Genomic DNA, 13,370 nt, shown 5'->3' with positions numbered 1-13,370 from the left:
CCTTTTGTCTTTTAAGATCTGTTCATGTTTGTGTAAATCAGCAGCAACCGTGCAAGTTCCATTACAGCAACTGCAGTCGCTGCGACATACGTCATGGCAGCAGCGCTCAATACTTTTTTCGCATGGCGTTCTTCATCGTTGCGGATGATGTTATGCTCCAACAATTGGTCCATCGCCCGGCTGGATGCGTTGAATTCCACCGGCAACGTGATCAATTGGAACAAGACCCCGGCAGCTAAAAGAATGATTCCGATCAGCAAACCGCCGCTCCAATTAGTAAACAAACCGATCATGATGAAAACCCATGACATGTTCGAAGAAATATTGACAATCGGCACTAACCGGTGGCGCAATCTCAAGAAGGAATAATCTTCCGCATCCTGGATGGCATGCCCGACTTCATGCGCGGCAACTGCCGTTCCCGCTACAGAAGCGTCATGATAGTTATGGCTGCTAAGCGCAACGACTTTTGTCAGTGGATTGTAATGGTCGCTTAACATTCCGCGGCTTTCAACGACTTGCACATCTGTTAGGCCGTTGCGGTCCAATATCGTGCGCGCCACTTGAGCGCCGGTGATTCCGGAAGTTGACCGTATTTTCGAATATTTACCGTAGGTCCGCTTTAATTTAAACTGAGCCCACATTGGAATAATCAGCAAAATTATAAAATAGACGATAAAACCCATCTAAGTTCCACACCTCTCTTTTATTCCTCTCCTCTATATTTTACAAGGATTGGTCAGGCATGGTCAACTGATACGCCGCGTGGTTTGTTGAGATGGGCAATGAAAAATGCAAAAGCGATGCACGCAATGGACAGCCAGAATGTAAAGTAGCCAATCTGAGCACTATAGGCAGCTAAACTGCGGTAAATGGGCATTTGGCCGAAGACATAATCAATGACATCATTATGCAGCGTCCAAATAGCCGCAATGGAAACGGATAGCCAGCCAAAACGATAGTGGTCCATGTACAACACGGCCTGAAGCGCCATAGCAAAGTGAGAACCGATCAGCATCCACCCCATCCAGCCGATCGAACCCGTCTCTATCAATGTGAGCAAGTTCATCACGACTGCCCACAAACCGTATTTAATCAGCGTGACAACCGCTAGCGCTTCTACTAACCCGTTTCTTTTGCCGATTAGCCAAAGGCCCAAGACAATGGTAAAGAATAGGCTCGCGGTCGGACTGTCCGGCACAAAAATCAGAAATTTGGGTTCAGTAATATCCAACTGCCATTTATACCAAATGAAGCCGTAGACGGTCCCGCCTAAGTTGATCAGAAATAGTAAGAACAAAAATGGCCGGAACATCAGCCACGCAGAAATTTTTTGCATAAACGATATCATCTGGTTCACCCCTTCAGATAGAAAAAAAGAGCCGGTTTCCCGGCTCTTTTCGTGCTTTAATTATTCGCTTAGGCCATCGATAAATTCAGACATGACTTTAAGGTCTTCTTCTGAACCTTCCCAAGACGGCGGCATTTTTTGTTCGCCATCTTCTTCAATACCATTTACAGCGATTTCAGCGATTTCTTCTGCTGTGTGCTCTGTATTTGTTAGAGCTGGACCAACAGCACCTTCTAGATTATCGCCGTGGCAACTGATGCAAGCGGCGCCTGAGTAAATTTCATACCCTGGGTCGGCTGTATCGATTTCCACTTCTTCCACGATTTGCCCTTGTGCTTCAGCAGCTTCCCAGTCATGGTTCGCAACAGATTCCCAAGTAAGGAAAACGATTGAAGCGACTGCAAGAAGCATAAAGCCAGTTGGAAGCGGACGTTTAGAAGGGCGTCTTTCTGGACCTGGATCCAAGAACGGAGCAAGCGCAAGCGCACCAAATGCAAGACCTGGAACGATGATGGCACCTACAATGTTGAATGGACCAGATGCAAATTCATATTTTAATAATTGGTATAAGAATAAGAAATACCAGTCTGGCAATGGAATATAGCCTGTATCTGTCGGATCTGCTTTACCTTCCAAAGGAGAAGGGTGAGCGACAGTCAAAAGCAAGAAACCAATTAAGAAGACAGCACCAATCATCCATTCTTTCAAAAGGAAGTTTGGCCAGAACGCTTCTGTTTTGCCAGGATATTCGGAGTAATCTTTGGGAACGTTCGGCATACGATGCTGTAAGCCTTTAATACGGGAGTCCCCAACGAATTTCATCCCTTTTCCGCGATGCATAGTGTCCCCTCCTTAAATAAATCCTTGTGGCCGCTATCTTATAGCGGGCCAGAAATACCTTGTCTTCTGATCATGATAAAATGCGCTGCAAGCAACCCAAGCAAAGCAGCTGGCAAGAAGAATACATGAATCGCGAAGAATCGTGTCAAAGTTTGCGCCCCAAGGATTGTTGAATCCCCTGCAAGCAATACTTTGATCGACTCACCGATTAACGGAACAGAAGCGGCAATCTGAATACCTACTTTTGTTGCAAACAATGCTTTCATATCCCATGGAAGCAAGTAACCAGTGAAACTTAATCCTAGGATTACACCAAATAGCATAACGCCTACGATCCAGTTCAATTCACGAGGTTTTTTATAAGAACCCGTAAAGAATACTCGTAGTGTATGTAGGAAAATCATAACAACTACAAGAGAAGCTCCCCAGTGGTGCATCCCGCGCACAATTTCTCCAAAAGCAACTTCGTTTTGAAGATAATAAACCGATTCCCAAGCATTTTCAATATCTGGTACGTAGTACATTGTCAAGAACATACCAGATAGAATTTGAATTACTGTAATGAAGAACGTAAGTCCTCCGAAACAGTAAACGAATGCTGAAAAGTGGTGTGCGGGGTTAACATGTTCCGGTACTTCATGGTCAGCGATATCGCGCCAGATAGGCGTAATATCCAATCGCTCATCAACCCAATCATATAACTTGTTTAGCACTGGTGTCGTACCCCCTAACTATTAAACTATTGTGTTCGCTTTTACTGCACCTAGAGCCACAAAACCGTCTCTTTCTTCAACTTCGAATTCATCGAGCGGTCCAAGCGGCGGTGTTCCAGCGACGTTTTGACCGTTTTTCTCATAGCGCCCTGCGTGGCATGGGCAGAAGAATTGGGTCGGGTGTTCCGGGTCGGCTGCCCAGTTTACTGTGCATCCTAAGTGTTTGCAGACTGGTGAAAGGGCAACAAGTTTATCTCCCTCTTTATACACCCACGCTGAACTAGTTACTTCAGATGTATACCATGCATCTACTTGTTCATAAGCGAAGTCGACGCGTACAGGTTCTTCTGATAAATCAGCTACTGCTGTGTCAGTCAATATGAAATCTCCAGCATCGTGCTGTTGGAGAATTGGGTCAACTGCAAAACGAACCATCGGCATTAGCATCCCTGCTGCCATGAATCCGCCTACACCTGTTAACGTATAGCCCAAAAATTGACGTCGTGATACACGATTATTACTCATCCTTATCCCCCCTCTAACATTCAAGGTCAGTCCAATGGACATACTCATTTCAAATATAATTACTAGGACAACCTAATGATATATCAATCAAATGTTAAGGTCAATATCGCAATGAAGCGAATATGACAGTTTGTGAACATTTCATGAAGGCTTTGACCATTCTTTCAAGAAAACCGGCAATACTTGGCGCAGTTGGTCTTCCATGACCGATAGCTTGAACGATTGATCCATATTCTCGGTTGGAATTGCCGGAAGCCAGATGACATTTGGCGCCTCTTCGATGGCCCGCCATTCGGGATCGGTTGTCACGTAAAATACATGTTTGAATGCAGTCTTGCTCAGCTCGCCGGAAATTTCTCCTGCGATGCGTGCGCGATCCGCCATTTTGCTATAGGAAAGCGGCGGAAAAAGCAGCACACGCCCTTTAAATTGTTTTTCTAATAGATTGGTCAATGATTGCAAATAGTCGGAAGCACTGGCGCTCGGCTTTAAACCGCCGGCGCTAAGATCCAACTGAACCAAAGGCACAACAGCAGTATCGACATATTCCTGTTGCTGTACGTATTGATCCACATCTTTACCTGTAAAATGCATAAAGCTTATTCACTCTCCATTTTCTTTAAAGTCTTCACTGAATGAAGCATGGCAGACAATTCAAAAAAACGTTCCCGGTCATTTGCATCCAATGCTTCATCAATTTGCTGGAGGATTTTCTCCTCTTGGAATGTTGACATGCTTTCTTCGAGCACTTGTTCCGCTAACAAGCGGTCTTGATCGATGATGGCTTCATTTTTCGGCATATACGGATTTTCCTCAAGCACTGACAGATAGAGTGGCGAAGGCGGCCGGTTCGGAAAATTCAGTTGCACATACAAATCGTCATCCGGATTCAGCCGCAAATCATGGAACGATTTCTCAGCATCCGCCGTCATCAAGTTGCCTTTATAGAAACGGAAAGGAATTTCATCGGATTCCGTCGAAGACATCACCATCGCACGCGGGCAATAATGGGCTTCTTCCACAAAATGCGTCTTTTCCAGAAGCTCTTCGTTGCTCAGCATATAATTCAGGATCCAGATGCATTCCCTTCTCTTCATCTTGTAAGACTGCAAAAACCATTTGACGAATTGCTTTTTCTCCCCAATCGAGACATAAGCGGTCATAGGCCGGCCTCCTTTCATTCGAATGACTGCTGCCAGTCAAACCATTCAGGGTTTTCAGGTTCAAGAACCTGCAGCTCTTTAATGATTTCGAGAGCGCGTTCCCTTTTCCCTTCTTCAATTAAAAAGCGGGCGAATTTCTCAAGGAAGTTCGGATCATCCTGAAAAGCAGGATAAGCTTTTTCGTAGTATGCCGCCGCTTGCTCAAATTGTTCTGTCCGTTCGTAGGATTCAGCAAGCATTGGATAGATTCCGGCCCAGTCATCTTCATTGGCGATGACGTTTTCCGCAAGCTCTAATACTTCCTCATCCATTTCTTCTGCATGGAAATAGGATACCAATGTATAAATGGCTTCCATATATTCCGGATCCAGCGCGATGGCTTCCCGCAAATATTGCACGCCGTCTTCAGTGTGCCCAAGCTTCATCGCCAGTTTCCCTGCAAATAAATAAAGCTCTTTGCCGAACTCGTCCCGGGCAATCCCTTCCAGAACCGCTTTATAGGCTGCTTCGTAGTCTTCGGCCAAATTGTAGCTTTGCGCCCGCAGCAAATAAGCGGAGAAGTAATCCGGATCGATTTCCAGCAGTTCATTCAGCTGGCGCACGGCCCGTTCATATTGCTTCGTCTGGAACGCAGCGAAAGCCGCCCGGTACAAGACATCCGGCTGTACTTGCTGCTTCAAAGCGGCGTCGTAATGGGGCAGCGCTTCTTCGTACGCTGCGCCAGCGCTGTAAACTTCGGCAAGCCTCTCCGACAAGTCGACCCCTTCAATTTCCACTTGCTGGTCTTTTAAATCCTGATAAATCTTCGCTGATTCTAAATATCTGCCCGAATCCAGCAATAATTCCGCTTTTGCCTGCATGAGCAGAGGCTCATCCGGCAGCAAGTCGATTGCCTCGTTTAGCCGGTTTTCTGCAGCCTCCAGCAGCCCTTGCAGCTGGAAAAGATCGGCAAGCGTCACAAGTGCTTGCGGATACAATTCATCATCTTTTGAAACTTCCATCAAACTATTCAGCGCTTCATCTTCCCGGTCGATTTCGATCAGGAGATTAGCGCGGTCAATTTTAAGCTGCCCTTCTTCCGGAAAAATGTACTGAAGGTGCTCGAGCACTTTTATCGCTTCTTCTACATAGCCGATTTCAGCCAGCCATTCGGCCAATCCATATTGCTCATCCGGATCTCCGCTGAGCAGATACGCTTCCAGTAAATTATTGACGGAATCAGGATCTCCCAGTTCAACCGCTTTTCGAATCTCTTCTATACTTGCCATACAATCACCTATTCTTTTCAGTTTCATATTTCCATCCTACACGAAAGTTTGTTCGAATCATAATAAAAAAACTCTCCCTAAGGAGAGTTATTGGAGCAAAGAATTCATCTCTTCGACAAAATTTGGAAACGATACAGCGATGCAATCGGGGTCGTCAATTTCCACTTCACCATCCGCAATCATTGCGGCTACAGCCGCCATCATGCCGAGCCGGTGATCACCATAGGATTTCACGGAAGCTCCGTGCAATTTGCTTGGCCCGTTGATGATCATGCCGTCTTCTGTAGCGGCAATATCCGCACCCATTTTAGACAGCTCGGCAACAACGGCTGAAATGCGGTCGGTTTCTTTTACCCGAAGTTCCTCAGCGTCTTTAATGACCGTCCGGCCTACTGCTTGTGTCGCAATCAAGGCAATTAAAGGGATTTCGTCAATCAGGCGCGGGATCAAATCGCCGCCGATTTCAATCCCTTTCAAGCGGGATGAGCGGATCGTCAGGTCTGCAGCCGGTTCGCCAGCTGTTTCAAGCTCTTCGACGTCAAAGTCCGCACCCATCTGTTCAATCACATCGAGAATTCCTGTTCGTGTCGGATTGATTCCGACATTCGTCAATTTCACGGTGCTTTTTTCCGTGATTAACGCGGCTCCGATCATAAATGCCGCTGACGAAATATCGCCTGGAACTTCCACATGTGCGGCTGTCAGCTTTTGTCCGCCTTCTAATTCTATGCGGCCTTCCGCTGTCCGGTTGATGCTCGCTCCGAAATGCTCCAGCATGATTTCTGTATGGTCGCGGGTCGGCATCGGTTCAATGACCACCGTTTTGCCTTCCGCTTTTAACGCTGCCAGCAAAATTGCTGATTTGACTTGAGCACTTGCGACTGGCAGGGTGTATTCGATTGCTTTTAGCTGGGTCCCTTGGATAGCTAAAGGTGTAAACTGCCCGTCCTGGCGCCCTCTTATATCCGCACCCATCTCGCGCAGCGGGTTGATGATCCGCTTCATTGGCCGTTTCGCAATCGATGCATCCCCTGCTACGACGGAATGGAACGATGAACTGGCGAGCAGCCCCATCATTAAACGGGTCGTAGTTCCTGAATTGCCGGTATCCAGCACTTCCGCAGGTTCCTTCCAAGACGCTTCTCCTCCGCTTCTGATGCTGACCGATTTGCCGTCTAGTTCAATTTCCACTCCCATCTTCCGGAAGCAACTGATCGTGCTTAAGCAGTCATCTCCAAGCAAAAATCCTTCGACTGTCGTTGTACCTTCTGCAATCGATCCAAACATGATGGCGCGATGAGAAATGGATTTATCGCCTGGTACTTGAATTTCACCTTTTAATGACGGTTTTGAAAAAGTTAACGTCAATGCCACAATGCCGCCTCCTTCTAAGAAATGTAAGAATCATAAGATGTTCTTCTATTAAAACAAGCCCGTGCCTTTTCCCGGTCTTCCGGCGTCTGGAAGCTGATGACGAGAATCCCGAAGACATCTTCACGGGTTTCGATAATCCGAAGATTGACAATGCTGATCTGCTCTTCAGCCAAATAGCCTGTCATTTCAGAAAGGATCCCAGGGATATCCGGAATGTCGATATACAAATCATAGGCGCTGTATAAGGCGCCATGCCCCGCAATCGGCAATTCGTCGCGGACTGATTTTGCTTCCTGGAAATAATCTTGAATGGCGGTTTCTTCGTTCTGGACCAGCAATTCCCGAAGCTCCGCCATTTCCGCCATCCAGTTATCCATCTGCTGAACGATCATCGCATTGTTTTGCGTGGTGATATCCCGCCACATTTCCGGATTCGATGAAGCGATCCTCGTAATGTCGCGGAAACCGCCTGCAGCCAATTGACGTGCAAAAGGATAGTCTTCTTCCTTCGCTAATTGGTGCACAAGCGACGCTGCGATCAAATGCGGGAAATGGCTCACAATAGCGGTCATATGGTCGTGGTCTGCTGCTGCCAAAACTTCAATTTTCGCTTTCGTAACCGAAAGGAGTTCTTTCAAAAACGCAAGCTGTTCCGCTCCAGCCTCATCATTCGGCGTCAGCACATAAAAAGCATTTTCAAACAGCACTTCCTTCGCTGCTTCCACTCCGCTTTTATGGGATCCCGCCATAGGATGTCCGCCAATGAAAGTGCAGTCAAGATTTTTCGCAGCTTCCATGATCGTTTTTTTCGTACTGCCGGTATCCGTCAAGATCACGCCATTTTTCAAATCCCAATACTTGCTCTGCTCCATCAATTTCAAGGTTGTCGCCACCGGAGTGGCAAAAATGATTACATCCGCTTCCTTCGCTGCTATTTCCACGGATGGCGGAGAACTATGGATAATTCCCATCTTGTATGCTTTCCTAGCAGTCAGGGCATCCGCATCGTATCCCGAGATATGCGCATCCGGATGCCGCTGGAGCGCTTTTGCCAATGATCCGCCAATCAATCCAAGGCCGATGATGAGGACATGAACGTTCATTTCGCTTCCACCTGGCTTTTTTTCAGCAAATCTGGGCGGAGCTTAACAGCATCATTTAAATAAATGTGCTGAATTTCCTTTTGTGCGACTTCTGTATTTACATGCATCATGACGCGGATACATAACGGAAGACTTCCAGGAACATCCATTTCATGCGTGCACATGACGGGAACATAGGTCCAATTTTCAAGGGTCCGTACAGCTTTTGCGGGAAAAGCGGAGGAGATGTCAGTAGTTGTTGAAATAATGACCGATGCTACAGCATCCGGGTCGATTCGGTTTTCCTTGGCCATCTCTGTGACAAGTTTTTTTGTTTCCAGTAAAATTTCGTCAGGCTGATCTGCTGAAACCGTGATGGCTCCTCGAATTCCACGAATCATTTAATCACTTCTCCAATCTTCAAACGTAATTCTTCATAGCTGTTTGCAGCGGCTTGCTCTTCAATTTTTTCCATTTGAGGCTGCGCGATTTGGCGAAGCATGACAAAATTTAAATCGCCTTTCGATGCCTTTTTGTCTTTTTTCATATAAGGCAACAATTCGCCAAACGAAATCTCCACGACCTTTTCAAACGGATAGCCGTGATGGTAGCCCCATTCCAAAAACGGGTTTAATCGATCATTGCTGGAAAGGTGAAGGGCATAAGCCATGCCAAGGACGACCGCTTCCCCGTGAGTAATATTTCCGTAGCCAAGATGGGCTTCAAGCGCATGGGCTAACGTATGGCCAAAGTTCAAAAATTTCCGCATGCCATTTTCAAATTCATCTTCTTCTACAATAGCCGCTTTGACCGCAATGCCTTTTTCAAGATGTCCCATTAATTCGGGATCGCTCATTGCTTGAAACGACTCAACCGCCAATAATTCGTCCAGCCACTGTTCATTTGAAATGAACGCATGTTTGATCACTTCTGCCATTCCCGACCGCCACTCATGGTCCGGCAGGGTTTTCAGCAGCTGGATATCGTAAAGCACCGCTTCCGGCTGATAAAAAGTGCCAATCATATTTTTTCCTAATGCATGGTTAATGGCCGTTTTCCCGCCAACTGCGCTGTCATGGGCCAGAATTGTCGTCGGCACTTGAATATAAGGAATGCCTCGCATAAAAGTGGATGCAACAAAACCCGCAAGGTCTCCAGTAGCACCACCGCCAAAAGCAAGGATCAAGGTTTTTCTAGAACAGCCTGCTGCTAGCAGAAAGCTATGGCAGTCCATAAAAGTTTCAATCGATTTAGCTTGTTCTCCTGACGGCACGTTAAATACGTCAACTTTATAAGATTTCAAATACGGCAACAAATGGCCCAAATGCAAGGAAGCCACTTTTTCATCTGCAATGACCACAATACGGTCAGCTGAGTCAAGCAGTTCCTTGTATTCGGAATTAAATAGTCCAAAGACATCTGTTCCAATATGTACGCTATAAGGCCGTCCGGCTTCTACTCGAATGGTTGGCATCTTCAGAACCCCTTCGTATAGTCCAAGTAATTCTGCACATTTTCTTTCAACCTTGGCAGTTGGTCGGCATCGAATTGTTCAAGCAAAGCATTTGCCGCTTCCCACGCCACGACATGCTCCGCCACGATCGATGCAGCCGGCACTGCACAGCTGTCAGAACGTTCGATGCTTGCCTGGAATGGTTCTTTCGTTTCGATATCAATGCTCTGCAGCGGTTTGTATAAAGTCGGAATCGGTTTCATGACGCCTCTCACGATAATCGGCATGCCTGTCGTCATTCCGCCTTCAAAGCCGCCCAAATTATTTGTTTTGCGCGTATAGCCGTATTCCTCTGACCAAAGAATTTCATCATGCACTTGGCTCCCAGGTTTTCTCGCCATTTCAAATCCAAGGCCGAACTCTACGCCTTTAAATGCATTGATGCTCATAACCGAAGCGGCAATCTTGGCATCCAGTTTCCGGTCATAATGCACGTAGCTGCCAATTCCCGCAGGCATCCCTTCAATAATGACTTCCACCGTACCGCCAATTGAATCGCCATTCTTTTTTGTTTCATCGATTAAATCGGTCATTTGTTTGGTGACAGATGGATCCGCGCAATAAACCGCATCGTTTTCCACGATTTCCCGGATTTCTGCTGCCGATTTTCCAATATAGCTTTCGGGGTTGGTTTTTATGCCGCCAATTTCTGTTACATGAGATACAATTTCGATTCCTAATTGTGAAAGCAGCTGTTTTGCTACTGCACCAACAGCTACGCGAACGGTAGTTTCTCTTGCTGATGAGCGTTCCAGCACATTCCGAAGATCCCGGTGGCCATATTTCATGCCTCCATTCAAATCTGCGTGCCCAGGGCGCGGACGTGAAATTTGGCGCTTTACTTCATCATTTTCATCTATTGGTTCAATGCCCATAATGTTCGTCCAATGTTTCCAATCATCATTCTTAACGACAAGAGCGACCGGAGAACCCAACGTTTTTCCGTGGCGCACGCCTGATACGATTTCCACGGTATCCTTTTCTATTTGCATGCGTCTTCCGCGACCATGGCCGCCTTGACGCCTTTTCAATTCTTTATTGATCATTTCTGCCGTTAAAGGCATTTGTGCCGGCAGCCCCTCAATAATAGCCGTAAGCTGTGGCCCATGTGATTCTCCTGCTGTTAAATAACGCATCTGCACTTTCTCCCTTCAACGCACTAAAGTATTTATGTACCACTATAACATATTGCATTTCCTCAATTCTATCTTAAATTTAGATAAAACTAAACTGTCCAAAAATTATTAGGCCAAAAACAAAAATAAGCAAAAAAAAAAAAGCAGCATAAGCTGCTTTTTTCAGAAGCTGGATTAGTTCACCCAGTTGTTCATTGTTTTTTCGTAAGTTACCAATTCTTCTTCTTTGAAGAACAAGCCGATTTCACGTTCAGCGCTCTCAGCAGAGTCAGAACCGTGAATCATGTTTTTGCCGACAGTTACAGCGAAGTCTCCACGGATTGTTCCTGGAGCTGCATCTTTAGGGTTAGTCGCACCCATCATTTGGCGTGCAGTCAAAATAACGTTTTCGCCTTCCCATACCATTGCAAAGACAGGGCCTGAAGTGATGAAGTCAACTAGTTCGCCGAAGAACGGACGCTCTTTATGCTCACCGTAATGCTGTTCAGCCAATTCAGTTGGGATCTGCATCAATTTAGCGCCTACCAAGTGATAACCTTTTTTCTCAAAACGTGCTACGATTTCGCCGATTACATTGCGTTGTACTCCGTCTGGTTTAACCATCAAGAAAGTTTTTTCCATTATGAACACTCCTCTATTAAAAGCTCAGGCATTTTTGCCCACCTTAAAAAATACTATCAGTTTGAACCTATTTGTCAACTCTGTTCTAAAACTTTCTCTTGCCAATAAAAAATGCAATTTTGCGCATCGTTTTGCTGGCCGAGCTTTTAGGCAGATAGGACAATTCTTCTAATGCTTTCTCCAAATATTTCTCGCTGATTTTCTTCGCTTCTTCAATAGCGGAGCTGTTGCGAATCGTTTTAACAATCGTCAGCCTCTCTTCATCCGTCATATCCTTTTGAAGATTATTTTTCAAAAGTTCATAGATTGCCTGATCTTTTCGTGCGCATAAAACCGGCAAGGTCATATTGCCCTGCATAAAATCGCTTCCGGCCGGTTTGCCAAGCTCCTCATCTGAAGAAGTGAAGTCCAAAATATCATCGATGATCTGGAAGGACATGCCGATAAAATAACCGAATCTTCTCAAGTGGGCAGCCGTTTTCAAATCCGCTCCCGAAACCAAGGCCCCGAGTTCACAGCTGGAAGAAATGAGCAATGCTGTTTTCCGCTTGATTCGACGCAAGTAATCACGCAAATTCTGATCTAGTTTGTATTTGTCTTCAATCTGGATGATTTCGCCGCGGCATACTTCAATCATCGTCTTTGACAAGATTTGATGAAGTTTTGGATCTTCAATTTCAGTAATGTACTCCAACGCCCGGGCTAAAATGAAATCGCCCGTATACATCGCGACACTATTATTCCATTCCGCTTTGACGGTCGGTTTGCCTCTTCGAAGCTCTGAATCATCAATTACATCATCGTGCACGAGCGAAGCCATATGGATCAACTCCAAAGGAACAGCGACCCGCTTCATCACATCAATATTGTAATTTCCAAATTTGCCTGCAAGCAAAACAAAAACAGGTCGGATTCGTTTTCCTCCAGCCTGCAATAGATGAAGAGAAGCATCATTTAGTAAGGGAGATTCGGAATCCACTGCCTGTTCTAATTCTTTTTCGATCATATCCAATTCCGGTTTAATATCGGAATAGAGCAATTTCAACTTCACCTTTTCCACTAAATAACCTTCTCCCGCTAATTTACTTTTTTCATTCCTAAATGAAGAGCTGCTGCTCCTCCGGTATAGGGCTTATACTTCACATTAACAAATCCTACTTGAGTGAATAATTTTGCCAAAGGCTTCATGCCTGGAAAATCTTTAGCCGACTCCTGCAGCCACGAATATTCTTTATAGCTTTTAGCGAATAATTTGCCGAATACCGGCATAATAAATCTGAAATAAAATCTGAAAACAGGCTTAAACAATAAATTATTCGGCTGAGAAGTCTCAAGGCAAGCAATCACGCCGCCAGGCTTCAATACACGATGCATTTCAGAAAGGACTTGCCGGTAATCCGGTACATTCCGCAAGCCGAAACCGATCGTGGCAAAATCAAATGAATTATCAGGAAAAGGCAAAGACATCGCATTGCCCTGGATCATTTTCACTTGAGGGAGGTGCTTTGTTTTTTCAATCCCTACGTTCAACATGTTTTGGCTAAAATCCAGCCCCACGACGCGCCCTTGTTCGCCGGTCGCTTCTGCATGGGCAATGGTCCAGTCCCCTGTGCCACAGCAAACATCAATAACTGATGAGCCTTTCGGCACTTGAAGCTTTTGCATGGTATCTTTACGCCATTTGCTATGTTGCTGAAAACTGATGACAGAATTCATGTGATCATAATTGCCGGAAATTTTTTCGAAAACTTCATGGACTTTCTGTTCTTTTGTTTTTTGCATAT

At 45.7% G+C, this 13,370-nt stretch carries 16 protein-coding genes; all 16 read right to left on the bottom strand.

Annotated elements, in window-relative coordinates:
• Window positions 1-11: 11 nt before the first annotated feature.
• The 16 genes from BN1080_RS07480 to BN1080_RS07405 all read right to left on the bottom strand — a co-directional run bounded on the left by BN1080_RS07480 (window position 12) and on the right by BN1080_RS07405 (window position 13,368).
• A complete protein-coding gene (locus tag BN1080_RS07480; protein ID WP_052651408.1) occupies window positions 12-686 on the bottom strand; it encodes a zinc metallopeptidase in 675 nt (224 codons plus the stop codon).
• A 53-nt stretch (window positions 687-739) separates the two neighbouring features.
• Window positions 740-1,351, bottom strand: a complete 612-nt coding sequence (lhaT, locus tag BN1080_RS07475; protein WP_234398944.1) for a lipoprotein heptaprenylglyceryl N-acetyltransferase LhaT — start codon at window positions 1,349-1,351, stop codon at window positions 740-742.
• Between the two features lie 60 nt (window positions 1,352-1,411).
• A complete protein-coding gene (locus BN1080_RS07470; RefSeq protein ID WP_052651407.1) occupies window positions 1,412-2,191 on the bottom strand; it encodes a menaquinol-cytochrome c reductase cytochrome b/c subunit in 780 nt (259 codons plus the stop codon).
• A gap of 38 nt (window positions 2,192-2,229) precedes the next feature.
• Entirely contained in the window at window positions 2,230-2,904 is a 675-nt protein-coding gene (gene qcrB, locus BN1080_RS07465; protein ID WP_052651406.1) for a menaquinol-cytochrome c reductase cytochrome b subunit, read from the bottom strand.
• Between the two features lie 21 nt (window positions 2,905-2,925).
• Window positions 2,926-3,429, bottom strand: coding sequence for a QcrA and Rieske domain-containing protein (locus tag BN1080_RS07460; protein WP_052651405.1), 504 nt, complete (start codon window positions 3,427-3,429; stop codon window positions 2,926-2,928).
• A 141-nt stretch (window positions 3,430-3,570) separates the two neighbouring features.
• Complete coding sequence (locus BN1080_RS07455; protein ID WP_052651404.1) at window positions 3,571-4,023, bottom strand: DUF2487 family protein; 453 nt, start codon at window positions 4,021-4,023, stop codon at window positions 3,571-3,573.
• Between the two features lie 5 nt (window positions 4,024-4,028).
• Window positions 4,029-4,592 (bottom strand): ReoY family proteolytic degradation factor, encoded by a 564-nt coding sequence (locus tag BN1080_RS07450; protein ID WP_052651403.1) that lies wholly within the window; start codon window positions 4,590-4,592, stop codon window positions 4,029-4,031.
• A gap of 14 nt (window positions 4,593-4,606) precedes the next feature.
• A complete protein-coding gene (locus BN1080_RS07445; RefSeq protein ID WP_052651402.1) occupies window positions 4,607-5,860 on the bottom strand; it encodes a tetratricopeptide repeat protein in 1,254 nt (417 codons plus the stop codon).
• A gap of 87 nt (window positions 5,861-5,947) precedes the next feature.
• The gene (gene aroA, locus BN1080_RS07440) at window positions 5,948-7,234 is read right to left on the bottom strand and encodes a 3-phosphoshikimate 1-carboxyvinyltransferase (protein WP_052651401.1); all 1,287 of its coding nucleotides are present in this window, start codon (window positions 7,232-7,234) and stop codon (window positions 5,948-5,950) included.
• A gap of 14 nt (window positions 7,235-7,248) precedes the next feature.
• Window positions 7,249-8,337, bottom strand: coding sequence for a prephenate dehydrogenase (locus BN1080_RS07435; RefSeq protein ID WP_052651400.1), 1,089 nt, complete (start codon window positions 8,335-8,337; stop codon window positions 7,249-7,251).
• Entirely contained in the window at window positions 8,334-8,717 is a 384-nt protein-coding gene (gene aroH / locus BN1080_RS07430) for a chorismate mutase (RefSeq protein WP_052651399.1), read from the bottom strand. The genes BN1080_RS07435 and aroH overlap by 4 nt, the downstream gene beginning before the upstream one ends.
• Window positions 8,714-9,790, bottom strand: coding sequence for a 3-dehydroquinate synthase (aroB, locus tag BN1080_RS07425; RefSeq protein WP_052651398.1), 1,077 nt, complete (start codon window positions 9,788-9,790; stop codon window positions 8,714-8,716). The genes aroH and aroB overlap by 4 nt, the downstream gene beginning before the upstream one ends.
• Window positions 9,791-9,792: 2 nt before the next feature.
• The gene (gene aroC, locus BN1080_RS07420) at window positions 9,793-10,965 is read right to left on the bottom strand and encodes a chorismate synthase (protein WP_052651397.1); all 1,173 of its coding nucleotides are present in this window, start codon (window positions 10,963-10,965) and stop codon (window positions 9,793-9,795) included.
• A 174-nt stretch (window positions 10,966-11,139) separates the two neighbouring features.
• Window positions 11,140-11,586: a nucleoside-diphosphate kinase gene (ndk, locus tag BN1080_RS07415; protein WP_052651396.1), complete on the bottom strand. Its 447-nt coding sequence runs from the start codon at window positions 11,584-11,586 to the stop codon at window positions 11,140-11,142.
• An 85-nt stretch (window positions 11,587-11,671) separates the two neighbouring features.
• On the bottom strand, window positions 11,672-12,646 hold the full coding sequence (hepT, locus tag BN1080_RS07410) for a heptaprenyl diphosphate synthase component II (RefSeq protein WP_052651395.1): 975 nt from the start codon (window positions 12,644-12,646) through the stop codon (window positions 11,672-11,674).
• 17 nt (window positions 12,647-12,663) lie between these two features.
• Window positions 12,664-13,368 carry a demethylmenaquinone methyltransferase gene (locus BN1080_RS07405; RefSeq protein WP_052651394.1) on the bottom strand — a complete coding sequence of 235 codons (705 nt, stop codon included), beginning with the start codon at window positions 13,366-13,368 and terminating at the stop codon, window positions 12,664-12,666.
• Between the last annotated feature and the right edge of the window lie 2 nt (window positions 13,369-13,370).

The sequence above is a fragment of the Planococcus massiliensis genome (assembly GCF_000821325.1).
GTDB lineage: Bacteria > Bacillota > Bacilli > Bacillales_A > Planococcaceae > Planococcus > Planococcus ruber.
The sequence above is the reverse complement of the archived record's forward strand: the minus strand, read 5'-3'. Positions and strand labels throughout refer to the sequence as shown.